This is a genomic window from Variovorax ureilyticus (genome assembly GCF_037889935.1).
In the GTDB taxonomy this organism is placed as follows: Bacteria; Pseudomonadota; Gammaproteobacteria; order Burkholderiales; family Burkholderiaceae_C; genus Variovorax; species Variovorax ureilyticus.
The window spans coordinates 413,236-439,634 of the sequence record NZ_JBBKZU010000004.1; the positions used below are offsets into that span (position 1 = coordinate 413,236).

The 26,399-nt window shown below is 62.3% G+C and carries 19 protein-coding genes and 1 tRNA gene; 8 read left to right on the forward strand and 12 right to left on the reverse strand.

All coding sequences use genetic code 11. The features are described from left to right. Positions 1 to 64: 64 nt before the first annotated feature. Positions 65 to 2,215, forward strand: coding sequence for a glycoside hydrolase family 19 protein (locus WKW77_RS12180; RefSeq protein WP_340357093.1), 2,151 nt, complete (start codon positions 65 to 67; stop codon positions 2,213 to 2,215). A 64-nt stretch (positions 2,216 to 2,279) separates the two neighbouring features. On the opposite strand, the gene WKW77_RS12185 is transcribed toward WKW77_RS12180, so the two are convergent. From WKW77_RS12185 to WKW77_RS12200, 4 genes are read right to left on the reverse strand one after another with little or no spacing between them, the layout of a single operon-like run. Next, positions 2,280 to 3,296, reverse strand: coding sequence for a hypothetical protein (locus WKW77_RS12185; RefSeq protein WP_340357094.1), 1,017 nt, complete (start codon positions 3,294 to 3,296; stop codon positions 2,280 to 2,282). Positions 3,297 to 3,332: 36 nt separating this feature from the next. Beyond that, positions 3,333 to 3,833 carry a ParB N-terminal domain-containing protein gene (locus tag WKW77_RS12190; protein ID WP_340357095.1) on the reverse strand — a complete coding sequence of 167 codons (501 nt, stop codon included), beginning with the start codon at positions 3,831 to 3,833 and terminating at the stop codon, positions 3,333 to 3,335. 52 nt (positions 3,834 to 3,885) lie between these two features. Then, positions 3,886 to 5,145, reverse strand: coding sequence for a Rha family transcriptional regulator (locus WKW77_RS12195; protein WP_340357096.1), 1,260 nt, complete (start codon positions 5,143 to 5,145; stop codon positions 3,886 to 3,888). Between the two features lie 11 nt (positions 5,146 to 5,156). Beyond that, complete coding sequence (locus tag WKW77_RS12200; RefSeq protein ID WP_340357097.1) at positions 5,157 to 5,294, reverse strand: hypothetical protein; 138 nt, start codon at positions 5,292 to 5,294, stop codon at positions 5,157 to 5,159. Positions 5,295 to 6,784: 1,490 nt separating this feature from the next. Here WKW77_RS12200 and WKW77_RS12205 point away from each other — a divergent pair. Further along, positions 6,785 to 7,777 (forward strand): ParA family protein, encoded by a 993-nt coding sequence (locus WKW77_RS12205; protein ID WP_340357098.1) that lies wholly within the window; start codon positions 6,785 to 6,787, stop codon positions 7,775 to 7,777. Next, positions 7,774 to 8,640: an SIR2 family protein gene (locus WKW77_RS12210; protein WP_340357099.1), complete on the forward strand. Its 867-nt coding sequence runs from the start codon at positions 7,774 to 7,776 to the stop codon at positions 8,638 to 8,640. Before WKW77_RS12205 ends, WKW77_RS12210 begins: the two co-directional genes overlap by 4 nt. Positions 8,641 to 8,918: 278 nt before the next feature. Here the strand turns inward: WKW77_RS12210 and WKW77_RS12215 are convergent, their stop codons facing one another. Then, the gene (locus WKW77_RS12215; protein ID WP_340357100.1) at positions 8,919 to 9,263 is read right to left on the reverse strand and encodes a hypothetical protein; all 345 of its coding nucleotides are present in this window, start codon (positions 9,261 to 9,263) and stop codon (positions 8,919 to 8,921) included. 373 nt (positions 9,264 to 9,636) lie between these two features. On the opposite strand from WKW77_RS12215, the gene WKW77_RS12220 reads away from it, so the two are divergent. The 3 genes from WKW77_RS12220 to WKW77_RS12230 all read left to right on the forward strand — a co-directional run bounded on the left by WKW77_RS12220 (position 9,637) and on the right by WKW77_RS12230 (position 13,723). After that, on the forward strand, positions 9,637 to 10,281 hold the full coding sequence (locus tag WKW77_RS12220; RefSeq protein ID WP_340357101.1) for a DUF6988 family protein: 645 nt from the start codon (positions 9,637 to 9,639) through the stop codon (positions 10,279 to 10,281). Between the two features lie 441 nt (positions 10,282 to 10,722). Continuing rightward, entirely contained in the window at positions 10,723 to 11,715 is a 993-nt protein-coding gene (locus WKW77_RS12225; RefSeq protein WP_340357102.1) for a hypothetical protein, read from the forward strand. A 445-nt stretch (positions 11,716 to 12,160) separates the two neighbouring features. Then, on the forward strand, positions 12,161 to 13,723 hold the full coding sequence (locus WKW77_RS12230; protein WP_340357103.1) for a DNA cytosine methyltransferase: 1,563 nt from the start codon (positions 12,161 to 12,163) through the stop codon (positions 13,721 to 13,723). Here WKW77_RS12230 and WKW77_RS12235 read toward each other — a convergent pair. The 7 genes from WKW77_RS12235 to WKW77_RS12265 form a co-directional block, all read right to left on the reverse strand. Beyond that, the gene (locus tag WKW77_RS12235) at positions 13,701 to 14,159 is read right to left on the reverse strand and encodes a very short patch repair endonuclease (RefSeq protein ID WP_340357104.1); all 459 of its coding nucleotides are present in this window, start codon (positions 14,157 to 14,159) and stop codon (positions 13,701 to 13,703) included. The two genes, WKW77_RS12230 and WKW77_RS12235, sit on opposite strands and share 23 nt — an antisense overlap. Positions 14,160 to 14,177: 18 nt before the next feature. Then, positions 14,178 to 15,959 carry an AIPR family protein gene (locus WKW77_RS12240; protein WP_340357105.1) on the reverse strand — a complete coding sequence of 594 codons (1,782 nt, stop codon included), beginning with the start codon at positions 15,957 to 15,959 and terminating at the stop codon, positions 14,178 to 14,180. Continuing rightward, entirely contained in the window at positions 15,956 to 16,966 is a 1,011-nt protein-coding gene (locus WKW77_RS12245) for a PD-(D/E)XK motif protein (RefSeq protein ID WP_340357106.1), read from the reverse strand. The genes WKW77_RS12240 and WKW77_RS12245 overlap by 4 nt, the downstream gene beginning before the upstream one ends. Continuing rightward, positions 16,950 to 19,862 (reverse strand): Z1 domain-containing protein, encoded by a 2,913-nt coding sequence (locus WKW77_RS12250; RefSeq protein WP_340357107.1) that lies wholly within the window; start codon positions 19,860 to 19,862, stop codon positions 16,950 to 16,952. Before WKW77_RS12250 ends, WKW77_RS12245 begins: the two co-directional genes overlap by 17 nt. Beyond that, positions 19,859 to 21,316 (reverse strand): ATP-binding protein, encoded by a 1,458-nt coding sequence (locus tag WKW77_RS12255; protein WP_340357108.1) that lies wholly within the window; start codon positions 21,314 to 21,316, stop codon positions 19,859 to 19,861. The genes WKW77_RS12250 and WKW77_RS12255 overlap by 4 nt, the downstream gene beginning before the upstream one ends. Positions 21,317 to 21,348: 32 nt before the next feature. Continuing rightward, a complete protein-coding gene (locus tag WKW77_RS12260) occupies positions 21,349 to 23,952 on the reverse strand; it encodes a sigma-70 family RNA polymerase sigma factor (protein WP_340357109.1) in 2,604 nt (867 codons plus the stop codon). A gap of 474 nt (positions 23,953 to 24,426) precedes the next feature. After that, positions 24,427 to 24,503, reverse strand: a tRNA-Met gene (locus tag WKW77_RS12265). A gap of 127 nt (positions 24,504 to 24,630) precedes the next feature. On the opposite strand from WKW77_RS12265, the gene WKW77_RS12270 reads away from it, so the two are divergent. Together WKW77_RS12270 and WKW77_RS12275 are read left to right on the forward strand one after the other, a co-directional pair. Then, positions 24,631 to 25,284 carry a sigma-70 family RNA polymerase sigma factor gene (locus WKW77_RS12270; RefSeq protein WP_340357110.1) on the forward strand — a complete coding sequence of 218 codons (654 nt, stop codon included), beginning with the start codon at positions 24,631 to 24,633 and terminating at the stop codon, positions 25,282 to 25,284. Then, on the forward strand, positions 25,281 to 26,399 hold the full coding sequence (locus tag WKW77_RS12275; RefSeq protein WP_340357111.1) for a hypothetical protein: 1,119 nt from the start codon (positions 25,281 to 25,283) through the stop codon (positions 26,397 to 26,399). The genes WKW77_RS12270 and WKW77_RS12275 overlap by 4 nt, the downstream gene beginning before the upstream one ends.

Genomic DNA, 26,399 nt, shown 5'->3' on the forward strand with positions numbered 1-26,399 from the left:
AACACTGTTCAAATCGGACGGCCAAGGCTTTCTCGTCGGTGAACTGATCGACACCACGCGCGACATGCTCGCCGTGCAGCAGCAAAGCCTCACGGTGTGGCGCGCGGTGCGCACGGACGTGGCGGCTATCGCCCGCGCCATGGGCGTGCAGTCCTCGCGCGCAATGCCCGCTTTTGCGGGCGTGGCGGTGCGTGCATCGAGTGCGGCGCCATCATCCACGCCTGCGGCTACAACAGCGCGCGGAGGTTCGGCGTCGTCTGGCCCTTCCGGCGCACGCCCAGCAACCGTTGCGACGCGCACCTCTCGCGCGGCGAACGCTGGCGGCCGGGCTGAAATGACATCGGTTGCGGTGGCACAGCCGCGCGCGGCCAATGGGCGCTTCGTGAAGGGCGGCGGTGCACCCAAAGCCGGCGCTCCCGGAAGCGGTGGCGGCGACGACGGCTCGGGTGGCGGCTTTCTCCGCGACGCGGCGGGGCGCCTGACTCGCGCTGCGGGCTCGCTGGCGCAGGCAACTGGCGGCCTGGAGCAGGTGGACGCCACGGTGGCCGCGAGCAAAGAAATTGCGGATGTGGCGGCGCCGCTCGGACGCGGACTGTTCGGGCTGTTCGGCCGCTCGGCAGAGCGCAAGAAAGAGCGCTGGTATCAGCGCATTTGGAAGGCCCTGACTTCGCCGATTGGCGCCAAGGGTGGCGGCGCACAGCCGGCGGCGGCCGGCGGGCCGGGCATGCTGCAAACGATGATGGGCGGCATGTTCGGCGGCATCGGCGGCCTGCTTTCCAAGGTGCCGGGCCTGCTGCTGACGGTGTTCACGCGCATCCTCGCGCCTGTTGCCGCCTTGTGGGGCGCGTGGAATGTGGGCCAGTGGATCGGCAGCAAGATCAACGACTGGCTCAACGAGTCCGGCGTCATGCCGAAGGTGTTCGATGCATTCGACGCCATTCGAGACGCCTTTGGCGCTGCCTGGGAGACGGTGAAGGGCGCGGTGGACACCATCGGCACAACCGTCAGCGAGGTGTGGTCAAAGATCACCGATACGGTGAAGGCAGCCGTTGATGGATTGGCGAGCATCCCCGACAAGATCGGCGAATTCTTCCGCAGCATCGACGAGTCCATTCGTGGCATCCCAGTCATCGGCAAAGCCTACGCGGCGGCCGTGGACGGCGCCAAGGCGGCCATCGGCGATGCGAAGAAGGGCTACGGGGAGGGCGAGTCCGGCAAGGCCGACGGCAAGCCCACCAATGCGGCGCAGGCTGCCGGCCGCGACGTGGGACAGGTGGTGCGCGGCGCGAAGGACGTTGGCACGCAGGTAGGTGCAGGCTGGAACACGGCGCGGGGCAATGACTCGGATGCACCCGAGGCCGCTACGACCGTGCAGAAGGTGGCCCGCAGCGTGGGCATGGGCGCCGGAAAGGCGGTGAACGCGGTTACGGGCAACGCGAACGCCAACATGATGCTGGAGGCTGGTCGCGCCTCCGGGATGGGCGATAAGGAACTGGCGAATTTCATGGGCCAAAACGCTCACGAGTCAGGCAACTTCCGCGTCATGTCCGAGAACCTGAACTACTCCAGCGTCGCGCGCATCCGATCCGCCTTCGGCAAGAACAAAGCCGTCGCGAGCATGTCTGACGCAGAGGTGGCCGGACTGGTCAACAACCCCGACGCGCTTGCGAACAAGGTCTACGGCGGGCGCATGGGCAACACCGAGGCCGGCGACGGGTACAAGTTCCGTGGTCGCGGCTTTACGCAACTGACCGGGAAGGACAACTACGCGGCGGCGGGCAAGGCGCTCGGCCTGGACCTCGCGAACAACCCTGACCTTGCTGCCGACCCCGCGAACGCGGCCAAGATCAGCGCCTGGTACTGGAAGAAGAACGTATCGGCGCGCGGTGCTGGGGAGGATGTGACGGCGGCCACCAAGGCGGTCAACGGCGGCCTGAACGGCTTGGAGGACCGCAAGGTCAAGACGGCCGAGTGGGCATCGAAGATCGCGGCAGCCAACGTGGCGACGCCCAAGGTGCCATCGGTCCCGTCCGCCAGCGTGCCGCCGTTGGCGCCACCGCAGGTTCCTCCAACGCCAGATGCAGGCATCCCCGAACGTCTGAATGGCTCGGGCGGCAGTCAGGCGGTGCAGGTGCAGATTGCCGACAAGACGCGCCAGGATGTGGGCAACCGCCGCATCGCGCATTTGGCGAGCGGCGGCATTTCTGCGGCGTAGCGCGCGGCTCCTGTCGATGGCCCGCTACGGCGGGCTTTTTGCGGGCGAGAAATAGAGAAGAGATTCAGAGCCCAAGGCCCAACATGGCGTTGAGTGTCATATCGAGCGTCACTGGTGAAATGCACCTTGCAGAAATGCGTGCGATGGTGGTCGGTTCGCCGTTGATACGCTTTGCCGACACCGTTTCGGTTTGGACTCCATATCCAATCACCCGAACGCCTTGGCCAATCGCCTCCCCATTGAATATCTCGGCGCCTTTGATGCCAATGGAGGCGTTGTCGGAGGTCGTAGCGTTGAAGATGGTCAGAGAGTCGTCATCGACGTTCCGAGTTTCTCCCACGAAGGAGCCGGACTTGCCTTTGCTGCCGAGCGTGACTCGCATGATGTCGAGGGGGGGCGTCCCATCTAGACCTTTGGCAATTTCCCACTCGCGGCAATTGGTGGGTTTCACTTGCTTTGATCGAAGGCTGCTCTTTAGCGCCTCAATAGATGCCTTTTGGCAGCCGTCCTTCGTTGCGCTGTCGGCATTGATCTTGTCGCAATCGAGCACCGCGCTCCTGTCGCCGGAGCCGGATCGCTGAACAATCTTTGCTGACGCAGCTTCGGCCGCAGCCCGCGCCGTCTTTTGGCGTTCGGCTTCGGCACTGGCACGCTTGGCCGCATCCGCGTCGGTGAGCGGCCGAAGAGCCTGTTCACACTGATTGGTGTTCAGATAGAAGGGATCGGCAAATTTTTCTTTCGCATCGCCGCAGATTTTTGACGCACTGCGGGATGCAAATTCGGCGTGTTCGTACAGATCCTTGGCGATCTGCTCATACTGGGCCTGCTGTTCGGCGGACGGGCCACTCAACTTTTTTGCCTGCGTCGTAGGTGCGGCTTGCTGGCCTGCCTGCTCTTGGGGCGTCGCGGCGGGTTGATCTTGTTTGACGCCAGCAGCAATCGCGGCCCCGATGGCGATGGCGAGTGCTCCTTTTAGATTGTCGAGATCGCTCGCCCTTGCGCTGAATGGGGCTGTGAGAAAAAGCGCTGCCGCAAGCAATGCTCCGCCGCCGCGTTGAAGTGTTTTCGTTTCTCTGACCATTTCTTTCTTCTCCTCGATGGTTTGTGAAACGAGAGGTTACAACAAGGGGCGCGTAACTCGGTCGGAAGTGCTTGGTCGTGACGCGATCAAGTTGGCGATAAGCAGAAAAATATTACGCTGAGCTTGGAGCCCTGCCATCATCGCCATCGCCATCGCCTCGGACGCGTGCGCAGGTGGCTCAACTTGCGCCACCTCAAACGGCACTGCCGGCTGCGCCGCCACATCGGTCGCGACTTGCCGCTTTGCAGGCCCAAGGGCTTCCCAAATTTGCGCACGTCGCTTCATGTGCGCTGCGCGCGCGGCGGTCAGTTCCGCGCGGCAGAGGTTCTCGTCAATCTCGATCAGCTCGCGCTCAAGCGAGCTTGCCTTGATGATGCGCGCATTGATTTCCTTCCATCCAATCGCGCGCGCGGCTTCCACTCGATGGCAGCCTGCCACGAGCAGGTAGCCGGGCGTAATGATGCCGCGATCCGCGACGAGCTTTTCGACGACAACGATGGGGGGTGATTTGCCCGATCCGCTGCGACCGGTGCACATGAAAGGGCCGCGCGGCGAAGTGCCCAGCGCGGCCGATGCGAGGGTTGGGCGTTTACTTGACGACGTGCAGGTGCCCGCCCTTGTGGAGGCGGAAGCGGCTGCGGTATGCCGGGTGGGTGTAGTCGCGCTGCGTGCCCGGCACGGGCTTCGCGTCGCGCATGAATCGCTCCATGGCGAGAGTCGCGGAGCGCGTCTGGTACAGGTGGCACGTCGGCGGCGCGTTCTCGTTCTCGCTGGGGTTGCGCACTTGGCCGACAACCGGCAAGCGGAAGTCCTCGGCCTCGCGAATGAGCCAGCCCACGAGGTCGGCGCCGAGGCCATGCTGCACACGGGCGCGGCGGCGGATGCTGCTGATGGTTTCAGTGCCGGCCGGCGGCGCGTCGTGCACCTTCGAGTCGGCGATCAGCTTCACGTCGTCGGCGATGCACTCCAGTTTCTCGGCCTGCCGGGCAGTGACCGCGCGGAGGCGTTCTTGGGCGTTTCGCAACTCGACGTTTTCGCGTTCCAGCTTGAGCATGACCTGCGCCTGGAGCATCAGCCGCTCGGCTTCGGTGAGCATGCGCGCGGGCTGACCTCCGTGGGCCGTCTCCAGTTCCTGCCAGCGGTCGATGATCCGGGCGCGCAGTTCGATGCTGTAGCCGCTCATGAGGATCAGCGTCTCGCGCTTGGGAAGAAGGTAGGCGGCTTGCGGGCGGCCGTAGGCATCGGGGAGATTGGCTGAAAAGTCAGCCGATGTTTTCCCGAGTTCGGAAAGCATCTTACGAATGTCGGCGAGCACGTTCTTGTGCTCTTTGCCCGTCAGTTCTGCAATCTCGCGGCTGCTCATGGTGAGTGGTTCGCTGACGGCCGGCATCGGCATCAGGTCGCCGCCAGCAATCGGCTTGGGCTGCGAATTCGCACGCGCACGTGGCGGGGCCTCATCGTTTGCGGCCAATGTGTCCTTGCGCGTGAACATGCCCAGCACGGCCGGCTGCGCCTCACGGAACATCCAGGAGGCGAACTGCCTCGCAAGGAAGGCGCCGCACGGGGCCTTGCCGATCATCTGCGCGAGGTCGGCGCCATCGATGATGCGAAAGCGGTTGGATGCGTTGTGGTTCGGGAAGTAGCGGGCGTCGCTGCCGCAGGTCGAGTCCACCACGGGCGAGCCTCCGGAGAAGCCCAGTACGTGGGCCACGTCGGCCGCCGACAGCCACAGTGCGCCGTCGATGCAGACCGCGCGCACGGTGCGGTTGCCGTACAGGAGCGTGGTGAGCTTGCTTTGCTCCTCCGATTTGCCTCCGAGACTGCCCACGAGGGTGATCTTGTTGGTCATGCGTGCTCCTCTCAAGCGAGGTTCATAGCGCCTAGAACGGCGCGGCTGGCGAGATCGCCCAGGCCGATGACGATGAAGCCTTGCAGCAGCGGGCGCGCGGCGAGGTAGTTGCGAGTGGCGCCGACGGCGCGGATGAGTGTGTTGCGCATAGTTCCTCCTTCGGGTGCGCGGGTTGATGCCTCACCGGATCGCCGCTTGATAGGTGAGGGCCGTCAAGGGAGTACTCGCCGTTCGCATCGCGCCGGAAGGAGGAACGGCGCGGCCCTTTTCAGAGCACGGCGGGCACTCGCTTGAAGACCCTCATCGAGCGATGCGACGGCTCGACGTGGTTCGTTTGTATGGGGACGAGCCGAGCATGCTGTGGCACCTTTTTCCCGTGGCGCGAACCGCCCGCCACCAAGTAATGGGCAGCTTGGCGAGGCCACCATTCCGCCTTGGGCGGACGCGCTGGCGCGCGTCGTTTTCTCAACCTTGAAGGCCTGCGTACGCCGCGCGCAGCGCGGAGGGCCGGAGGCGATTGGCAGTGCTCGATCAGGCTGGGCGGTGACTGTCAGGGTGGAATCGGGCGACAAGCCGCCTTTACCGCCCACAGGCGGTCCGGCCTCGTTACCCGCGCACATCACGGGGTGCAGCCGCGCCCGTTGCGCTGCACTGGCTGGCTTTCCGCCCGTCGGGGGCGTCTTGCCCGGCCCAGCCCACTTGCCCCGCCACCCGCCACATTAAAGTCACGGACGTTGCAAGCCAATCCACCGGCGCAGCCTGCTCTTCTTTGCTGCGCGCACACCGAAACCAAGAACGTTGAGGGACGGTGCGACGGGACTCTGCCGCGCCGATGCTCGGCCGCATATCAATCCGTCACCCCTTGCCGCCCCGCGACCCGATAGAAGTCCCGGCGGTCGCGGAAAGCAAAACCCCTGAGGTTCGTGCTTCCCACGGTGACGGCCGGGCGCCCTTGCGGGCCAGGAAAGCAAGAACCTCAGGGGCTCTGAAATCTGTCTGATGTCTCGGCCGTCACGCGTTGACGAGATGAGTTTCTCGGGTCAGTCCAAGATGCTGGGGGCCATTTTTTCCAAAGAAATCCGGGCCATAAATGGAACGTGCGTTACATCGCGGCCGGGTTGAAGGCGACACGCAGATTGCGATTGGTCGGCATGAGTCACGCCACTTGTCACGGGTCTGTCCGGCAGACAAGGGCGGAGGCCGGGGGGCGGTTCCTCAATTCGAGTGACCGTCACGAGGCCCCGTGCAGCCAGCATTTCCATGGTTCGGCGCACGTTCTCATGCCGCTCTCGACCAGTTCCGCAATCTCGCGGCTGCTCATGGTCGGCGGCGCGGCGCCGAATGGTTGGCAAGCGCAGGCACTTTCGCAACGCGCGTAAGTGGTTGTCGCAAAACGAGACGATGGCGTATGTCTCGCTTTTGTCCCTGGCGACAGGGGAGGTGCGGTCGGAGGACTGTCTCTGGGGACACGACCTCCGTGTCCCCAGAGACGAGGGCGCTCGCGGCGCACATACAACACCAACCGTGAACCTCGAATCGAACAACCATTGAGCATCCTTATGATTCGATCTGGGCCACGCGGCATTGGGCCGGCTGTTGCCAGATGTCCAAAGTGGGCGCCGAGAATCGAGGAACTTACATGATTAGCGTTGGCTTTTTTAATAACAAAGGCGGGGTTGGGAAGACCACGCTTCTGTGCAACTTGGCGGCCTCGCTAGCGCTACATCAGGGGCAGCGGGTGCTGGTCCTTGATGCGGATCCCCAATGCAATGCTTCCGCGTATTTGCTCCCTCAATATGAGCTTGATTCGATTCTTTTGAGCGGGAAGCACAATAGCATCGACGCTTTTTATGAACCAGTCAGACGTGGTCAAGGCTACCCAAAAGAAACGCCTACCGTTTTTCAAAGTCCAAGGTTTGGTGTTGATTTGATTGTCGGAGATCCGAAGCTTTCCATTCGTGAAGATCTTTTGGCAACTGACTGGGCCGCAACTCGAAATGGGGACCCACGCGGTTTTCAGACAACCTACGCGATCAAGGAATTGATTGGTCGCTTGGACGCCTATGATCTTATTTTGGTTGACATGGGGCCGTCCTTGGGAGCGCTTAACAGGTCGACGCTGCTTGCTGTTGACTATTTTGTTATGCCACTTTCAGTGGATATTTTTAGCCTGATGGCGGTTTCGAATATTCTAGGTTCGTTCAACAATTGGAAAGCCGCGCTCGATGGGGCGATCGAGCGTCACAAGGCGGAGGAGGGTCACGCGTTCGAAATTCAGGGAGTCGAAGTCGGCTGGAACCTAAAGTTCGCTGGCTATGTGATGCAGCAGTACACTGCCAAAAAGAAGGAGGGGGCGCGTCAAGCAGTGGAAGCCTTCGAGACCATCATCAAGCAGCAGAATCAGGAACTGATTTCACTGTGTGATTTCTTCTTGGTCAAGCCTGATGAAGTGGAACTAGGAGAAGTGCCCACGTTGAGCAGCGTCGTGCCGCTTTCACAGCAAGCCCATGCTCCAATTTTCGACCTTGGCGCAAAAGATGGAATTGTGGGCTCTGGATACAACAGAGTGGCAGAAGCGGGGCAGTTCTATCACGAAATTGCGGAGAATTTTTTCAAGAGGCTCTCAGCATGATCAGTTGGGACCCCGAAGTTGTCCAATCAATTGGACGAAGGCGGAGCGTCATCATGATCGGCTCAGGAGTTTCAAGGAATTCTGTCAACAGAGATGGCAAGCGACCGCCTACATGGGAAGGCTTCCTTCGCGAGGCGTCAAAATCTTTGGGAAGCCCGCCTCAGATTGAAAAATTAATAGACCAGCGAGACTACCTCACCGCCTGCGAAATCGTAAAACGAAAAATGGCGCGCGATGGATTTATATCATTGGTTCAACGCGAATATCAGCAGGCAGGCTATCAAAGTGCGTTAATACACGAGCATATCTACAATTTGGATTCGGCCATTATCGCCTCGCCAAATTTTGACAATATATATGATACTTATGCGGCCGGAGCCTCTAATGGAACGTTAGTGATGAAGGATCATACGAGTTCCGATATTGTTAATTATCTTGGTGGTGGCGAAGTACGATTGCTTTTAAAGACGCACGGCTCCGCAAACAATCCTGCCCAGTTGATTTTTACGCGTAGAGACTACGCTGCGGCAAGAACAAAACATGTGCTTTTCTACGAAATTCTCAAATCACTCGTTTTAACGCACACGTTTCTGTTTCTTGGGTGTGGGATTGACGATCCGGATATCCGTGCACTTTTTGAGGACGTTCAGTTTGCCCACGAACGCATGCCTCATCACTTCATGACGATGCCGCAAGGTGAAGTAGATGACGACGTGATGGCCATCGCGACCGAAGCGATGAAAGTGAAGTTTCTCCAGTACTCGCCGGCTAACGGACACGAAGAACTGACAGGCTCACTCGGCGAACTCGTTAAGCTCGTGGATGCGTTTCGTGATCTCCGGGCGGGAGATCGAAAGTGGTAGTTCTGGGGCCTCTTCCACGAGCGAGGCATTCCCCATTTGCTTTCCAAGTGGAGGTATTCGGGCCGTGACCGTCATGTTCCTCTGTCGCAGCTAGCTACCAGAACCGCCACCACGGCCGGCGGCGCATACGCTGCTCCAGCGGGCGGAGGTCGAGTTGATCGGCGAGGCCAGCGGCGGCGCCGAATCGGCTCGCAGGCGCGTCGCCGGATGAATGGGAAGGAATGGGTGGTGTGTTGGCCGGTCGCAAGTTGGCGGCGTGCTGCTCACCGGGATCAGTGCTATTCGTCGTCGTCATCGCGGTCATCTGCCTCAAAGTCCTCGCGCAATTCGCGCAGCGTGCCGTCGCGCGCGGCCTCGCAAACCATCCGCGCCATGCATCGATAGGCGGCTGCCGTCGCTGCGTCGCTGTACGCGAAGGCAGCGCGCTCGAAGAGCTTCTCCATTTCCGACCCTGGCGCGATGCGGCTGTAGATCGGCATGAGATAGTCGTCACAGAGCCTGGGGTTGAGCAGATTCATGCGGCCGGCGATCACGTCCTCCAGAAACGCGCGGTCCGTGACCAGTTGGGCGTTGCCGATCACGCGTTCGGCGGCTGGATCTGTGGTGGATGGCTTGGCGGACATGGCGCCATTGTGCGGGCGTTGCCTCATAGCGCGAAGAGCACGCGCTCGTACACTCAATCGGGCTGGGCGAGCGCGTTGATTTAACGCAGCATCATTGCTGGCGGCGGCGATAGCGCTTGGCAACGCTCTTCGGCGGCGGTGCTCGCTTGGTTGGACTTGGTCCGCACGTGGTCCCCGATGAAAAGCGGAGGCTGCAATTCCGCATCGATGCACGCCACGGAGCTGAGCAGGTCGCGCCGACGCTCGTTCATGCGCCTGGCGCTGAAGCTGCTCGTCGTGAACGATAGTCGTCGCGCGATCGTGGTCAGGGTCTCCCCCGATGCTTCAATCGAGTAGCCTTCACCGATGCATATCCGCCCCACGAACTACCCGCATGAGTGAATCGGCCGAAGACCAACTGGGCCATCTGCTGGCGCTATCCGAGGCGCTCGACGGCGACGTTGCCAAGCTGCTTCGAAAATGCCAGCCTGCGAGCGCGCGCGCGGCGATCAGTGTGGCGCTTTGCCGCGCAGCGTTCGAGCACGCGGTCAGCCAGCGGGTGCTTCTGGAATCAGGATTGAGCGGCACCGCGATGGCGCTCTGCCGGTTGCAGTTCGAAGCGGTCGTGCGGGCGGCATGGACCGGACAAGGCGCCAGTGAGAAGTGGATCAAAGCGTTCACCACGCCCGTCGAAGTCGAGGGACACAGGGAGCCGATCATGGGCCCGCCCATCCCGGCCATGCTCGATACCTTCGCACTGCACGCACCGCACGTCGCCGCGGAGTTTCGCAAGCTGTACGGCACTATTGAAGGCATGCATTCGTTCGTTCACGGCGGCGCGCAGGCCGTGGTGCACGCGCTCATGGGCGGCTACCCTGCCGAGAATCTGGCGAAGGCCCTGTTCAATCGGAACCTCTTACAGTGGTTCACGGCGAACTGCGCGATCGTCGCCACAGAGAACGCGGGTCTCAGGCCGCGCCTGAACCTTCTGAGGGAGAAGCACGGCGGGTGCATGCCGCCGATTGTTGTTGCGCAATAGCTCAAGGCTTCGCGTCTCGCTTTTGTCCCCCGGGACGGTCACACCATGTCACGCGTGACAGTTCGGCGGTGTCACCGAACTGTCCCCGGGGACATATCCTCCATGTCCCCGGCGACGGGAGCCCGAGGAGCATAGATTTCGGCCCAGCGGAGCGCTCGCGGCGCTCGTACAACACCATGCGCGGACCTTGACGACGGCTGACTTAACGTGCGTGCATGCCAACCGGGGCAAAGTCGAAAATCGGCCATGCCCGACCTTGAGCCGCAGAGCATATTGCGGTGATCTCCGCTTCGCTGGGCTCGGAAGCGCTCGGACTCGGGACGGGCGGTTCCAGTGCACGCCGACTATCGCGATCAAGGCCTTCTCGCGTCGCCTTAAGGAACGCGCTAAGCGGCCGCCCGAATCTGGATAGACTCTTCGCGACCCGATTTCGCAGCCCCCATGAACCAGTTCTTCGCAGACCAGATCGATCAGCTCGATCTTGCAATCGACCAACTAGCAGTCCGTGACAGGAACTTCGATCGGTTCGCCTTGATGCTGATCGACAACGTCGTCGAACTGGTTCTGCACCAGCACGCAAAGGACAAGATCCTGTGGGGCAAAGCTTTCGAGTCGAACAGGAAGCCCAAGCCCGAATGGAAGACCGCCGTAAACGCGACCGGTCAAGGCTTCGATGCCAAGGTGCGATATGCACGAGAGACATCGATGATCTCGGCATCGACGGCCGACAGCATTCAGTACCTGCACTATTTCAGAAACTCGGCCTACCACCAAGGGAGCCGGCACGAGGGCATCCTGCACTCGCTTGCGGTGTTCTACTTCCGTGCAGCGTGTTCCGTGCTTCGCGCGTACAAGCCGATGATGTATGGCACGTACTCGGGCGACAAGATCTCTCACCGAGCGGTGAAGTACCTTGGCAAGCCGGATCTGTTCGGCCAGAAGGAGGCGTTTGAGCGAGCCTGCGTCCGACTCACCGAGGTCGCAGGGGCGCTTGACGAAAACTTGGTCGAAGACCTGCAGACGGACATGCTGACGACAATCGAGCAAACTGACGAATGGCTTGATTTCATTTCTGAAAACTCTCCGGACAGACCGAAAAGAGCCGAGGTCGTGCTCGAGTGCCAAGCATGGCCGTTTGCCTGGACTGACGAGGGCAAGGCGTTTGCACTAAGCAACGGCTGCAAAGCGACGAACGTCGTCGAGTTATCCAACTGGCTTGGCCACAACTATCCGTGGCCCGTCAAAGTCGACCCCATTGGGAGCTGGAAGAAGCGTCACGCGTCGCTGACGCAGGAGACTGACCTCGATGTGGCACTCAAGAAATACTGCGACTTCATGAGGCAATCAGAGGCGTTTCGTGAGGCGCTTGACGAAGCTGTCTCTCAATTGGATGGCTACATCCAGCAGCAGATTGACGAATACCGAGGAAAGTGACCGGATTGATCGGTCCCGAGCGTCTGGTTTTCGCAGGGCGCTTAAAGTATCCCGACTCCTTTGGGCAACCCATTCCTGCCCTTCGCGGAGCGGCTGGGCAACATCGAGTGGGAGGATGGTGATCTTGCGGCGATGCGCTGAGCGATCCGTAACGCGCAAGTCATCGAGGCTCTCCCAACCCTTGATCGCTCGAACAATGACGCGAACGATGACTTGTCACCGGCGGCCGGATGCGCGATGGGACGGTCGCGATCTGTCGCCGAACAGTCGCGGACCTGTCCAGCGCACAGGTCCTACACGGGCGAGCGACTTGCTAACTGTGCTTCGAGCTGCGCGTTGGCACTGGGGGATGCGACCAGGTAGACTTCGGCATTCCGCGCGTTGGTCCCGATTTCGGTTAACCTGGTGACGCGCTAGCGGGTGTGCTCGGCGCCTGCAGAAAGCAATGAAATCGATGACTCGTCCGAGCCCGATACCTGTAATTGATCTCTTCGCCGGCCCAGGCGGGCTTGGTGAGGGCTTTTCCTCCGCTACCCACTCAGACGGCAACAAGGCGTTTGAAGTGAAGGTTTCCATAGAGAAGGACGAGACCGCCCATAAGACCTTGGCGCTCCGGGCGCTTTTCAGGGCGTTTCCGGATGGCAAAGTTCCAGATTGCTACTACGACTACGTCAAGGGAAAGATTCGACGCGAGCAGCTTTTCGCGCACCCTTCCGTCAAAGCAGAAGGAGAGAAGGCGCTGTCTGAGGCGCGTTGCGCGGAGCTGGGGATCACGCCGCACAAGACGGTCGACGCCTGGATTCGTGAGGCGATCGGCCGCGCAAACGAGTGGGTGCTTATTGGTGGGCCGCCATGCCAAGCGTATTCGTTGGCTGGGCGATCGCGCCTTCGGCCCAACAACGAAGAGGCATTTGAGAGCGACAAGCGGCATTTCCTCTATACGGAATATCTTCGGATCATCAAGTCATTCAGCCCTTCCGTGTTCATCATGGAGAACGTCAAGGGCATGCTCAATTCGAAGCATGGAGGTTCGCCGATCTTTGACCGCATCTTGGCCGACCTCAGGAATCCTGGAAACGGATCGACCTACCTCGTGCGCTCGCTGGTCGTCGATGGCGACGAGCCGAAGCCGTTGGAATACCTGATCGAATCGGAACGGTTTGGCGTGCCTCAGTGTCGGCATCGCGTGATCCTGTTTGGCGTGCGTTCGGACATGGCAAAAATGACGCCGCCGTCGCTGTGGGGAAGTGGCAAGTTCAAGCTCAAGGCCGCGACGAAGATGGTGAGCGTTCAAGCTGCCTTAAGCGGACTGCCCTCGCTGCGCAGTCGCCTCTCGCAGAGGGACGACTCCCATCGCGCATGGCGGTCGGTGCTTAAGACTGCGCCTGAATCCCTGAGCTATTGGCGGGCGCCGATTCGACCGGATATCGAAGCGGAGATGAAAGTCGCCTGGAAGGAGGCTGAGGCGCACACGTCGCACGGCGCGCACTTCCATCCTGCACCCGTGACCCTGTGCGACACGATGCCAACGTCTCTTCGCAAATGGCTGCACGATCCGAAGCTGGGCGGCGTTTTGCAGCACGAGACACGCCAGCATATGGCGCCCGACCTGCATCGCTACATGTTTGCCGCATGCTTCGCGAGGCTGCAAGGGTATTCGCCCAAGCTTGGGCTGTTCCCTCCCAAGCTGTTGCCCGACCACGAGAACATGCAGGCTGAAGACATTCCGTTTGTCGATCGCTTCCGCGTTCAGCTTGCTGACAAGCCCTCGTCAACGGTCGTTTCTCATATCTGCAAGGATGGTCATTACTTCATCCACCCTGACCCGGCGCAATGCCGTAGTCTGACAGTCAGGGAGGCCGCGCGCCTGCAAACATTCCCAGATAACTATTTTTTCGAGGGTACGCGAACGCAGCAATATCACCAGGTCGGTAATGCTGTGCCGCCGCTTCTGGCCCGTCAGATCGCAGAGGTAGTCCTTGACTTCATGCGGGCTGTGCGCCGCTGATATAGCCAGTTGCTTCGGCGCTCTCGATCCATTGAGAAAGTGACTTTGGCATCGTCGTCGAAGCAGCGGGGTCGCGCGTCGCACATTCCCAGACTACCAAGACCCGCCAACCATCAGAGAGTAGGGCTTCGATAGCCTTTCGATCTCGTTCGACGTTGCCTGCAAGCTTGTTGCGCCAAAATTCCGGGCGAGTGGATGGAAGCTTCGAGTTTTTGCAGCCCTCGTGCATGTGCCAGAAGCAACCGTGCGCAAAAATCGCGATCTTGCGGCTCGGCAGAACTACGTCCGGTGCTCCCGGCAAGTCCCGGCGGTGCAGCCTGAATCGATAGCCTGCGGCGAACAAGGCGCGTCGTACCACCACCTCTGGCTTGGTGTTCTTCCCCCTGATGCCAGACATCATTCGACTTCGAATTTGGGGAGAAACGACGTCGACCAATTGACGCTCCTCGACCGACTAGAGTCGCAGCACTTCTGGAATGTCGGACGCAGGAGTCGAGTAGCTTGCGCTCATGATCGCTTCCTTGCACTCTGGGCGCTTGGCCCATTCGGACACCATTCTCCCGCCGGACGAGGAATGTAGAACGTCGTTGACTTCCTTCGCCCAAGTGCCTATCTGGTTCAGCAATTCCGGTGAAACCGCCTGCTTGGTCCAGATTCGATCGAGGTCGATGCGATCCCCCAGTTTTTCGGCCAACAAGGAAACCGTGTAGGCGGTCACGTTTGCTTGAAAGGCTTGGAACATGGGCCGCAACAGTTTCTGCGCGTCGCGGTAGATCTTGGCCTTTGCAATCATGGCCTTGAATTCCGCCACCGTGGGGAGTGAAGACTCTTGACCATCCGTTGGAGCCAGTGCCGCCATGAAACGGTCGAAGTTCTTCTGGGAGCCGAGGCTGACGATGTCGGGCTTGCGGTCCCATGCGGTCAGGTATTTGGCTAGATCGGTCTTGGTGATTCGCCTCGCAGGAGGGATTGCCTCCTTCAACGCCTTAAGCTTTGCCGGTGTGTTTCCTTCGCGAGCCAGCAGGGTGTTGTAGCTGCCTGCGGCACGTTCATAGAACCATTGGCCCACCCCATCGGGGCAGTAGATTGAGCGCGAAAGCTTTTCGATCTCGACGTGGAAAGGCTTGTTCGCAGAGAGGTCGGATTGGCGGACGGCGTTCTGGCTGTTGGCGAACCGCGAGATGTCTGACACCAGAGCTTCCTCCTTGATGGAGTCCTGCGCCTTCATGACGATTATCTTTGCTGGGACTCTCACCCGGCTCAGGTCCGTCTCGGTGTATTTCTTCTTGGTGAAGTAGAGCGATGCCGTAGTCTGGCCGCCGTTGACGATCTGCAAGCCCTTGAGCCAAGCGATGCCCGCGGCGCCGTCCGCCGTCCTCCCCAAGCGCATCTCATCGGCGACTATCACAATGCCGTTGTTGTAGGCCATGAATCGCTCCGGGGCCGTCCGAAGCGTGGATTGAATGCCGGCGTTCACCCCTTTACCTTTGACGCTCAGAAACGAGCGCACGTTGGCTTCTAGAAGACGCGCTCCGAACTTCTCATAGAGCAGTCGCAGCGCTTCGCCGGGCACGGCCGTCATCGCGTAGTCGTAGTCATCGTTTTCGCCTGGCACGAACACGCAAGGCAGCGGCGAGCCTGAGACCTCGTTGAAATCGACAACCAGCTCGTCGCGCGGTTTGCCTTCGGACCAATGCCGGTGCAGCCGCTCGATGTCCATCACCTCCAAGCGTACGCCCTTGCCGCCGATGTCGCGCGTCTTGAAGCTCTTGGACTTGGCCACCCGGTCGGTGATAACGTAGACGCGGACCTGTTCGAGGTCGTTGTAGATGGCCTGCAGCGTCTCGGCCAGTGAGCGAACGTCGCTGGACGGATCGAGCCTCTGCGCCATCTTGCCTTCTGCGCATAGCGTCAAGAATCGCAGACAGCGCTCGGCAGCCACCTTTGTTTCCGAGTCCGGGACGGGCGTCGGCTCATCGACGCCCGCGTATAGGCTGACGAACAAGTCGAGCTGATCGCCGTCATCGGAGATGGAGTAGCCGCTCAACCGCAGGATGGCGTTGCCCACGGTGCCTTCGAAGTGGCACTCGACGGGCTCGAAGGTCATGCCGATCTCCGACATGTGCTCCATTACGATGCCGGCGAAGACCAGCTCCTCATAGAGCGCGCCCTCGCGCATTTGAGATTTGACGGCGGCCTGCGTCTCACGCAGGAAGTCCGGCAGGGTTGAACTCATATTGCTCCCAATTTCTTCAACGCGTCAGCGGCGGGGATGCTCGGTCCCGCAGCCTTGTCCAAATCGATCTCGTAGGTGGCTCGGGTAACGCCCAGCGGGACGCTTCCGGGAGTGAGCCGAGGGAACCCGTCCTTCACTTCGACGACCCGAGTATCTGCCAGCGCGAAGCGGCGGATGTAGCGGTCCGCGTGGGCGTCGAAGTAGCCAGCGGCGATCAATCGCTCACTCAGCAGCCGGGTGGCCTCGGCCTCGCCCGCCGCGACATCGCGCATCTCCGCCACGAACTCCGGCAGTCTCTGCCCCGACTCGGTTTGGCGTAGCCGCGCGCCTGCGAGAAATAGCGGCTGGCGAACTGAGTCATCGAGTTGCTCAAGCGAGCCGATCTTTGCAGGGAAGCCAGCGGCCGACAGCGTGGCCTTCACCTCCAGTGAGCCGGTGCCGATCTCGAAATCCCGGACTCCGTCGAGCGGGCCGACCCACGATTCGATGGCGACGGCCAGGGAGACGCCCGCGTCGATGATTGCCCGCAGCAGCGTGAGCTCGCCCACCAAGCCGATCTCCGCCTCGGGACTCAGAGTCTGCGAGCCCTTTCGCATGAACTCCTGCCATGCGCCCACTCGACCAAGAAAGACTCGCAGCAGCTTTGCTTCGGCCTCTCCGCTTGAAGCGGCCTCGTCCAGCGCTCCCACTACATCGCAGGCCATGGCCGCGAAAAGCTCGGCGCTGCCAGCAGTCCGTCGCGTCAGTGCGAGTCGCAGCGGGCTGCCGCCCTCGGAATTCGCGCGCTCGACGCTGAAGCCCTGGCCTTCCGGAAGCTTCTCGGCCGACGCCAACCGGACCGAGGGGAAGCCGAGCAGGATGGCCTCGGCATTGTCTGGCGAGCGTCGGCCCGCCTGCACTTCGATGAGTCCAGCCGGTGGCAGCGAGATGGCCTGCCATCCGGGCGTGGGATGGTCGCCGGAAAGCGAGGACCAAGCCAGCAGGAATTCTTCACTCGGACGGGCCATATTCCTGCATCCAGTAGAGGAGGTTGACTTCGTATTCCACTTCGATCGGGTTGTCGCTGGCAGGGAAGGCGATGGCGAAGGCCATGATGGGTTTGCTCCATCCCGGAACGATGAGCCGCTCGGGCGCCTTGTCCTTGTAGAAGAAGGGCGTAAGTGGGTAGAGCAGCAGCAACCCGCGGTCCACTGAAGCACCGAGACTTCCGCGAGCTTCGCGGATGCCCTTGCCGCTCGGGAAATCCGGCGGCGTGACTCGCCCGCGCGCCGGGTCGGGCTTCCACGCCGCGCGGGTGCGCGCCAAGGCTTCGCGCCAAGCGTCGTCTCCAAGGTCGATGCCCTCGTCCTTCGGGTCCGTAAGCACGCCGATTGCGAAGCTCTTTGGGTCGTTCCGTTCCGGGTCGTCCGAGTCTTCGGTCTTGCGAATCGAATAGTTCGTCGAAGGATCGCCACCAGGGAATGTGTGTGCATCACCTTCGCCCAAGCCGCCGCCGAGCAGCGCGACGTTCCACTGGGTCAACTGCCCGGTCTCGGTCATCTTGATGATGAACTCCGAGAGCAGTGCGGCCTTGGCGCTGGTGGCGTTCGGGTGCGTCGAATACGTTTCGAGGAAGGCGAGCACCTTGGCTGCATCCACGTTCTTCCAGAGCCGCGCGCTTGGCCAGGAGTCTTGATCACCGTCGCGGCCATATTTCGGGCTGTCTTCCCAGGGGCTGCCGAGGGAGGCAATCAAGGCATCGGTCGCATCGAGGTTCTGCTGCTGGATCCTCGCGTCCCGATGGAAAAGGATGGTTTGCGGACGCGTCCCGCTGTAGGTCAGCGACAGCGTCTGGGCATTGCGCATCTTCAACGGGGAGGTGACGGTGAGCACCTCGTGCGACATGACTTTGAGCCCGTATTGCTCAGGCGTCAGCCTGGCATCCGCCATGTAGTCGAATTCTTCGCGCAGTTCCTCCGATGCGTCGGCGATGTGGCCGAACCACTTCACCAAATCGGGAGAGGTGTAAAGGCGGCAAAGATCCAGGTAGCCGGGGCGGTAGCCGAACCAGCGGCCCATCTGCATGAGCGTGTCGTACATCTTCGTGGTGCGCACGAAGTAGCTCACGCTCAGTCCTTCAAGCGTCAAGCCCCGAGCCAGTTTGTCACCGCCGACCGCGATCACTTTGAGGGCGGCACCAGGCGCCGCATAGTCGAGCGCGTCCTTGGCGGTGCCATTGATCGATCGGACTTCGATGTCGTCCAGGACATCGGGCAAGATAGCAAGAACTTCATCCCAGCTCGGCATCGCGGGAGGGCGCTCTTCGGCGGGCGACAGCGCCGCGACCTCGTCGCGCATGGGAAGGAAGTCGTTCTCCCAGATATTGCGCAGTTGATCCAGCAGAGCGTCCGCGTCGATTCGACGGGTGATCTTCTGGCGCATGCGGCGCACGGCCTCTTCGACCTGCTCGCGCACGTGGTTTTGCACGTCGACCAGTCGGGTGACGTGGACCAGCATGGAACTGTGCTGGTCGCCCTGGCCTCGAAGCTCGCGAACCGCGCAGGTGAGGACGAAGGCACAGATCGCCTCGCGAAGCGAAGGCGGGATGGTTTCTTGGCCGTTGTAGGTCGGGACGTGCGCCTTCTTGTGTTTGGGCGGCATCCAGCCCGCGTCCGTCTCGGGGTCATAGTGATCGGAAATGTTCCGCGAGAGGGGCAGGGCGCCTTTGCGCCCCTCTTTCGTCATCTTGCCGAACATGCGGGCGGGGCCCACATAGTTGGACGGCGCGGCCAGGTTGATGATGAAGGATCGCGGGAAGAGGTCTGGGCCTTCCTTCTTGGTCGCGCCCTTGTGATGGATGAAGATGTTGGCGAAGGGGGTGGCCGTGTAGCCGACATAGGCCTTGCGGGTGAAGGCGTGCAGAACTTGGCGGATGAGGCTGTTGATGGTTTTCGGCTGATGCTCTTCGTCCGGCGTTCCATCGTCGTTGAACATCTGCTCGCCTGTATCGACCGAGGCATGGTCCGCCTCATCGTCGATCATCAGCAAAGGCAACTTCGTCACGAGCTTGCGTCCGCCATCAGCGTCCGTGCTGTCAGCCACGCGCGTCTGAATCCAGTTCAGCAAGGCGGTGAGGACCGATTTTTCTTTTTTGACGACGAAGAGCCAGGGGCGCTCTTCGGGCGAGATGCCGTGGAAGTGCTTTGCGATAGCCTTGTTGAAATCCCCGTTTTCCGCGCGTGTTGTAGCCGAGTTGGTCTTCAGGTCCTCCCCGAACTCGGCAACGCCGATGGGCATGCCCGGGTCGCGATCGATGGTCGTCTCGTAACCCAGAAAGCCTTCTTCAAGCCGCATCTGGGTTTGGGACCGCAGATTGTTGTGCATGCCCGCGAGCACGATGATGATCTTGTAGCCGGCGTCGGCCGCCTTGCAGATGAGCCCAGAGTAGTTGCTCGTTTTTCCTGACTGCACATGGCCGACGACCAGCCCGCGGCGGTCCCAGTCGTCGGACCGTTTCGGGTCCTCCAGCAGCCCAAGGATGTCGTCGGTGGCCTCATTGAGACCCTCAACCACCGTGTCGGAAAGCTTGGATTCCAGAAAGTCGCGGTAGCGCCGCCAGTAGTGCCAGTCTCGTTTGCGAGCGGCGGTCAGCCACTCGACGTGATTCTTGTCGTCTTTCAGGGTTGTGGACTTGCCGACCCAGTGGCTATTTCGCTGGATCAGTATGCTGACGGCCTTGCCCTGATCGACCTGGCTTGGGCCGTCCTCATCGAATGTGGCCGCAGCCTTCTGGACTTTTTCGGCGATCAGCACCGGCGTGATTGTTGCCCCATCTCTCGCAGCCTTCTTTATGAGGCGTTGCGCGGTGGCGATGACGTTTTCAAGCAACTCCGCCTGGGCGGCTGCCTCTTCTGCTGCGGTCATTGGATCCTCCCTAGTTGGCCGACCAGCATTGGATATTTCTGGAATGGTTCGATCCTGAGCATTGCCTTGCGGGCCTCTTCGATGCTCAAGCCTTTGCGCTCCATCAAGTCATCAAAGAGCACGGTCGCAACCTCGATTACGGCGGCAGTGGGCTCGCCCTCGAAGCCCGTGCGTGGCGTTTCCTTGTTTTCCGCCGTATCGAGCCAGATACGCTGCACCGGGACGGTCTCTTCGATCACTCGCAGCATCGCCTTCACCAGCGGCTGCAAGTCGCCCGCGCGCTCCAAGACGGCGGCCACCGACGGGTGCGAATCGTCGATTCGATAGCGCATGCCGGATTTGAGCCGATCGACCCGCCAAGCCTGCTCGACGGGCTGATTGCCAGCGGCCGGTGCCGGCGACCCACGGAACGCGAAGACGCGGCGGGCGCGATCCCGAGTGTTCTCAGCCAGCGCCATCAACCACGGGCGAAGCGACACCGGCGGGCGTGCCGTCGATTTGCGGACATCGATCTTCCAGTCGGCGTCCGCGGTGTTGGGTATGTCGAGCCGGATGCGCGCCAAGCGATGGGCTTCCTCTCGATTCCAGGCCTTGAAATTCCCCAGGCCGAGCCATCCGCCAGCGACCAAGAGCCGCTCGTTTCGGTAGACGTAGAAGCCTTGCTGCGCGGTCCAGCCGGCCGGGCCGGCGTTCTCTTCGAACTCCTCATTGCTCAGCTTATCGCGGTGGGGTAAGACATGGCACTGCGCGAGCACCAACCCGCTGTCGGTTCGCTGCTGGGCGATTGGGGAGGCCCAGGGCTTGGCGGGGTGCCCAGTCATGAAAGGATCCCAAGGTTCGACAGGGCGGCCGTTGAGCAGCAGCTTGATTCGAGCGCGCGGGCCTTGCAGCAGGCGGTGGAAGACCATGGCCAAGTGCGACTCGACGTTGTCCAGCAAGTCGCCGAAGTTGTCGGCGGTGTAGCCGGCGGTGACGATGCGGTCGAGCCTTTCCCAGAGCACCAGCGTGCCAGCCTTCCTGCTGTCGAGGCTGGCGAGGTATCGTTGCGACCCCTCAGCGGGGCCTTCGAAGAGCAGCCAATCGCTCTGCGGGTCGGCCGCCAGTTCGTCGAGATCCCATCGCAGGCAGCTTCGCTCGCCGTCCCTCACGCTGGCGACTGTCAGCCGGCGGCATTGCGAGAGCGACGCCGTCTTCAAGCCCATGCCGAATCGCCCCAGGTCATGCGCTTCGCGCGCGGCCAAGGGGTTCTTGTCCCCCAGGCGCATGGCCCCTTCAAGCTCCGCGTCATTCATCCCAAGCCCGTCGTCCAGGATCAACACACGGCTGTCCGCGCCATCCCATTGGAAGTCGATGCGGACCTCGCCCGCTCCAGCGGAGATGCTGTTGTCGACGATGTCGGCGAGAGCGGCCGCCGTCGAGTAGCCCAAGCCCCTCAAGGATTCGAGCATCGCCATGGCGCGTGGCGGCGCTTTTCGGGTCCGTCGGCTCATTTCCAGTAGCCCTTCCCTGGCCAGAATTCGAAGCCATGCTGAAGGAGCTGGCGCGCAAGTCGCCGATGTGTTTTCTCGGGCGTGTTCATGAGGCTCACCCAAATCCTGCCCGAGGATTCCGCTCGCTCGTCCTCGACATCAACACCGAGCTCCGCCGCCTGGGCGAGAATGATTTCAAGCGCTGAACGCTTCGCAGAGTCGGCCGGTTGAATTGAATCGCGCGGAAGCCGATGCGCGGCTTGCCGCTTCGGACCAGACGCCTTCGGCGCAGCCTCGGCGGTACCGGGCGCATCGGCGCCATCAGGCTCTTCCGCGGTGGGGTCGAAGGCGCTCGGCTCAGGTTGGATGCCCAGGGCAAGGCGTGCGAAGGACTCGGATCGCGCGGGATGTTGAAGCTTCTTGATCGCCTTGGCTTCGATTTGCCGAATCCGCTCCCGTGTCACTTCAAAACGCGCGCCGATCTCGTCCAGAGTCAAAGCCTCATCAACGCCGATGCCGAAACGTAGGCGGAGGACCCGCTCTTCCTTGCGATTCTTGGTCGACAGCGACGAGATCAGGTTGTCCACTGCGACACGCAGTTGAATCTCGTCGACAACATCTGCGGGGTCGGGCGATGTATAGGCATCGCGAGCGTCGACTGCGATCATCTCGTCGACGGGCAGTTCGTCGATGCAAGAGGGCGCGCGAGCGATGCGGAGCAGGACTGCGACCTTGTGCGAGGGCATCTCCATGCGCCCGGCCAGCTCCGCGAGAGTTGGTTCGCGGCCGATTGCCGTCTCGAAGGCCTCGGCCATGCGTTGCATGCGCTGGACCTTCTCGTAGATGTGAACCGGCACGCGGATGGTCCGAGCCTTGTCGGCGACATAGCGGCTGATCTGCTGCCGGATCCACCAAGTGGCGTAGGTTGAGAACCGAAAGCCGCGGCGCCAGTCGTAACGATCGACTGCCTTGAGCAGACCGATGTTCCCCTCCTGCGCCAAGTCGTCCAGCGGCTCGCCGCTGTAGAGGTATTTCTTGGCGTGGAAGAAGGCCAGCTTCAGATTCGCCGCCGTCATTCGATCGCGAGCTTTTCGGAAGTCGGCCAGAGCGCGGACAAAGCCAGGGCAAGGCGCCGGCCCACCCGCAACATCGATGAGCTCCAACAGGAAGCGGCGGTTGAGGTGCAGGGCAGCAAGGGTCTGGCGGATCTCGTGGGTCGAGGGTTGTGAGGCCTCGCCGCGCTCGGCCAGCGCGCCGAGTTGACGGAGCGCATCGGTGAAGCCGGTGGTCCCGCCGTCGGCCGGCGCCTCGGCCACCGGATCGCCTTCTTCGCCGGGTGCGTCCTCAGACAATTCGTCTTCGGACGCGTTGGCCTCGGCTGTTGGGGCTTCAAAGTCGTCGCTCGAAGCAGGGTCCGGGCTTGGCTCGGCGACGCCGACCCATACCGAGGACAGCGGGCGCAGGCCACCGATGGCTGCAGCTCCAGCGGTGAGCGTCCGCGCGATCCCTTCCGGCCAGGTCGCCAGGGCGTCCAGGGCGGCTTCCAGGGCCGCTTCCATGTCCTGCGCAAGCCGGACCTCTTCCTCGGCGGTGAGCAAACTCAACCGCTGGAAATCGCGCTGATAGATCTGAAGAGGCTCATGGCGCGGCGCGGCGGCGCGGTCGATCGCGCTCAGGGCCTCGTCGAGTGCAGTCTCCTCGTCGGATGTCTCTTCGGGATCGACGAATACTTCGAAGCTTTCGCTGGCATCGGCGTATTCGAATCGCTCGTCGAGGTCCGCCCCCAGGTCGTTGACGACCATGGCCAAGTACGCTTCGGCCTCAGGGCTGGCCGAGCGGTCCTCATTGGTCGACAGAGCCTGGACATCCAAGCTCGGGACGCTCCCCTCGCGGATCGCCCGCAACAGAAGGCGCCTGAGCAGCGCGCGGCTTTCAGCGTCGTCTTCGCGAGCCAGCGGCAGGGCCGCTTCGGGCAGATGGACGTCGATGTCATCCCATCCGGACGAGGAGTCGATCGGCTCGTGCGACGTGATCGCGATCTGGATCGCGCTGGCCGCATCCAAGACCACGAGGTCGGCCGCGGGCGGCGTGGCTTCCTCTTCGGCTTCCCATCCCGACAGATCGAACTCCCCGTCGCCATCCAATTCGATGGCAGGCGTTGAGTGCGGAAGCGAACCGGGGGCCTTCGGTACGGCCGGGTCTTCAGGTCTAAGCGAATCCGTGGAGGCCGAGGGCCGAGGGTCTGCCGCTGCTTCAGGGGCGCCAACCGGAGATGCCCCGAGCGTGATTTCGCAAGCAAGGAAGGATGGGGGTGGCGCGCGGACGGCGCGAAGAATCGCGGCGGTGTCATCTGATCCAGCCGTGACAGCGATTTCCAGTGCTGTCTTGCCCGAGGGGTCGAGCAGGCCGTGATCGGCTCCGGCGCCCAGCAGCAGCCTGCAGATGGCCGCCTTGTTTCTTGCGGCCGAGAGCATGAGCGGCGTCATTCCGCTGGCATCGCGGGCGTTGAGGTCGTCGCCCCGGTCAATGTGGATTTGAACGGCGCTTTCGACGCCGGCTACGACTGCCATCCGCAGAAATTGGCTCAGGGGCCGGGGCCCGCGGACGTTCGGTTCATTCATCCGCGCACGTTCCTGCGATCCGTGAGTCGCGGATTCGCTCATTTGCTGATCGATTGCTCCGTCCATGTCCAAAATGGGCGCAGCGGCTCGTCCTTCCGCGGCCATTCTGGTTGATCTAGTTTTCGTTACATGTTAACGGACTCGCCGGACCAAGCATCCCCAAAAATGGCGATGCAGCGCGCGAATCTCGGCAGTAATGCCCACTCGGATGACGCAACAAGCGAATCGAGGCCCGCTAGTTGGACTTCGAAGAATTAAGGCCCAAGGGCCTTGATGAACCCACCAAAACGGGATATGACTAGCCAAGCACGGCTGATTACCGACAGCACGTGCTCGAAGTCGCGAGGGGACAAACGCTCTGAACCGCTTCGCGCCTCACTGGCCCAATGCAAATCTGCTTACACCAGCGCTTACATGCGAAAAAGCCGGCAAGGTCATGTTAGTGACTACTTGCCGGCTTTGCCGTTTACTTACTGGTGGCTCTTCACGGACTCGAACCGCGGACCTGTGGATTATGATTCCATCGCTCTAACCGACTGAGCTAAAGAGCCGAGCCCAGAATTATAGCCTGCCCGGAGGCGACCTTCCGTCCCCGGTCGAAGTTTTCCGAACTTCCGGCCTCACCGCGGGGAACCCACCTGCATCGCCGGCCGCGCGACGTGAGGTAAAAATCCGCCGATGTCAGAGACCACCGCCATCCCTGAACGCCTGGGCGACATGCCCGACGACCAGCTCATGCTGGCTTATGCGGGCGGGGATGCGTCCGCCTTCGACGTGCTGTACGGGCGCCATGAGAACGCACTCTTCCGGTTCGCGCGCCGGCTTCTCGGTGTGCGCCTTGCCGCCGAGGTCGGCGAGGTCTTCCAGCAGACCTGGGGCCGCATCGTCTCGTCGCGCGACTCCTTTTCGCCCGAGGACGCCTCCTGGCGCGTCTGGGCTTTCACGATCGCTTACGAACTCGCCATCGAACAGCTGCGCCTGAGCGGCCGGCAGGCGGTGTTCTACGCGCACGATGAGGACGGCGATGGCCTCGAGGCCGCGCGCATCTTCGGCATCGGCGTGCTGCGCGGTGCCGGCGACGCGCATCCATCGGCGCAGGAACTGGCCTTCTGGCGCGCGGCGGGTCGCCGGCTGCAGGCGTGCCTCGACGAGTTGCCCGACGACCAGCGCGCGGCCTTCCTGCTGCATCACGAGGAAGGTTTCACGATCGAGGTGCTGGCCCGCGCGCTTGGCGTCGATGTCGACACCGTCGCAGACCGCCTGCACCGTGGACTCGAGCGATTGCAGGACTGCATGGAGCGATACCTCACCGTGCTGGAGCGGCACCGATGAGCGCCGACGACACCGACTTCGGCAACTTGCACGACCCGCGCCTCTGGCGAGCCCTGGAGCACGCGCCGGACCAGGGCGCGGCGCCCGACTGGCGGGTGCGCAACGAGATCCTGAAGCAGGCACATGCCGCGATCGGCGAACCCGATCCGGAGGACGCCGAGGCCGACCTGGAGCGCGCTGCGCAATCCTGGTGGCACCGCCTCGGCGCGGAGCGCGACGGCCGCGAAAAGCCGAGGCGGCGCTGGCCCGCGGCAGTTGCTGTGGCGATGGTGGCCTTCGTGGCGGTCATGCTCTGGCGGCGCGAGCCCGCGTCCCCGTCCGCGCCTTCGCTCGAAGAGAAGACGCAGGTGGCCGCGCGTTCGCCAAGGACTGAAGAGCCGGCGCCAGCGCCCTCGGAATCCCGGCCGCCGCCGAGCGATCCCTCGTCAGTCCCCTTGCTGCCGCCGAGCTTTTTCATCAAGCCGGAACTGCCCGCGCCGACCCCCGAGCCGCCGCCGGTGCCCGAAGCGGAGCCTACGCCGCCTCCGAAGAAGGCTGCTCTGGCCCCGCCTGCGACTCCTCCTGCGCCAGTGCAGGCACCGCCGCCGCCTTCGCAGAAGGCTCAGAAATCGCCACCAACGCCTCCACCACCCTCCGCGCCAGCGCCTGCGCCATCGGCCCCCTTGCAGCGCGAGACCGTGGCATCGGCAAAGCCCGCGTCGCCGGCCGCGCCTGCGGCTTCAGCGTCGGTTCGTACGGACGAGACCGAACCACCGACCTTCGAAGCCCTTGGACGGTGGAATCGCATCACGATCTCGAAGCGCGGCGGCGAAAGCCGCAGCCTGGAGCGCGCCGACGTGCGCGAAGTCAGCGCGCTGATGGCTTCGGCCGCGCTTTCCGCGGTGGGCCCCCAGCCGCTCAAGGGCACGCCGGAGTGGCGCGTGACGTTGGAGCGCGGCGCCGAGGTGCTGGCGGTCTTCGAGCTCTCGGGGCCCCAGGTGCGCTGGCGCGAGGGCCGGACGCCCGCCGCAACGGGCAGGCCGTCGGCGGGTTCGCTCTCTGCGCTGCGCGACGCGCTCGGTCGTGCGGTGCAGGAACCGCAGGCCGCGCAGGGCGAGCCGTCGCGCAGTCCCTGA

Bases quoted from the DNA above. Each gene is read 5' to 3' on its own strand.
- WKW77_RS12255 (WP_340357108.1), bottom strand. From the start codon at position 21,316: ATGGCGATGCTCGAATCCTTGAGGGGCTTGGGCTACTCGACGGCGGCC.
- WKW77_RS12205 (WP_340357098.1), top strand. From the start codon at position 6,785: ATGATTAGCGTTGGCTTTTTTAATAACAAAGGCGGGGTTGGGAAGACC.
- WKW77_RS12245 (WP_340357106.1), bottom strand. From the start codon at position 16,966: ATGGCCCGTCCGAGTGAAGAATTCCTGCTGGCTTGGTCCTCGCTTTCC.
- WKW77_RS12215 (WP_340357100.1), bottom strand. From the start codon at position 9,263: ATGTCCGCCAAGCCATCCACCACAGATCCAGCCGCCGAACGCGTGATC.
- WKW77_RS12270 (WP_340357110.1), top strand. From the start codon at position 24,631: ATGTCAGAGACCACCGCCATCCCTGAACGCCTGGGCGACATGCCCGAC.
- WKW77_RS12275 (WP_340357111.1), top strand. From the start codon at position 25,281: ATGAGCGCCGACGACACCGACTTCGGCAACTTGCACGACCCGCGCCTC.
- WKW77_RS12260 (WP_340357109.1), bottom strand. From the start codon at position 23,952: ATGAATGAACCGAACGTCCGCGGGCCCCGGCCCCTGAGCCAATTTCTG.
- WKW77_RS12190 (WP_340357095.1), bottom strand. From the start codon at position 3,833: ATGTGCACCGGTCGCAGCGGATCGGGCAAATCACCCCCCATCGTTGTC.
- WKW77_RS12210 (WP_340357099.1), top strand. From the start codon at position 7,774: ATGATCAGTTGGGACCCCGAAGTTGTCCAATCAATTGGACGAAGGCGG.
- WKW77_RS12225 (WP_340357102.1), top strand. From the start codon at position 10,723: ATGAACCAGTTCTTCGCAGACCAGATCGATCAGCTCGATCTTGCAATC.
- WKW77_RS12240 (WP_340357105.1), bottom strand. From the start codon at position 15,959: ATGAGTTCAACCCTGCCGGACTTCCTGCGTGAGACGCAGGCCGCCGTC.
- WKW77_RS12250 (WP_340357107.1), bottom strand. From the start codon at position 19,862: ATGACCGCAGCAGAAGAGGCAGCCGCCCAGGCGGAGTTGCTTGAAAAC.
- WKW77_RS12195 (WP_340357096.1), bottom strand. From the start codon at position 5,145: ATGACCAACAAGATCACCCTCGTGGGCAGTCTCGGAGGCAAATCGGAG.
- WKW77_RS12230 (WP_340357103.1), top strand. From the start codon at position 12,161: ATGAAATCGATGACTCGTCCGAGCCCGATACCTGTAATTGATCTCTTC.
- WKW77_RS12220 (WP_340357101.1), top strand. From the start codon at position 9,637: ATGAGTGAATCGGCCGAAGACCAACTGGGCCATCTGCTGGCGCTATCC.
- WKW77_RS12180 (WP_340357093.1), top strand. From the start codon at position 65: ATGCTCGCCGTGCAGCAGCAAAGCCTCACGGTGTGGCGCGCGGTGCGC.
- WKW77_RS12185 (WP_340357094.1), bottom strand. From the start codon at position 3,296: ATGGTCAGAGAAACGAAAACACTTCAACGCGGCGGCGGAGCATTGCTT.
- WKW77_RS12200 (WP_340357097.1), bottom strand. From the start codon at position 5,294: ATGCGCAACACACTCATCCGCGCCGTCGGCGCCACTCGCAACTACCTC.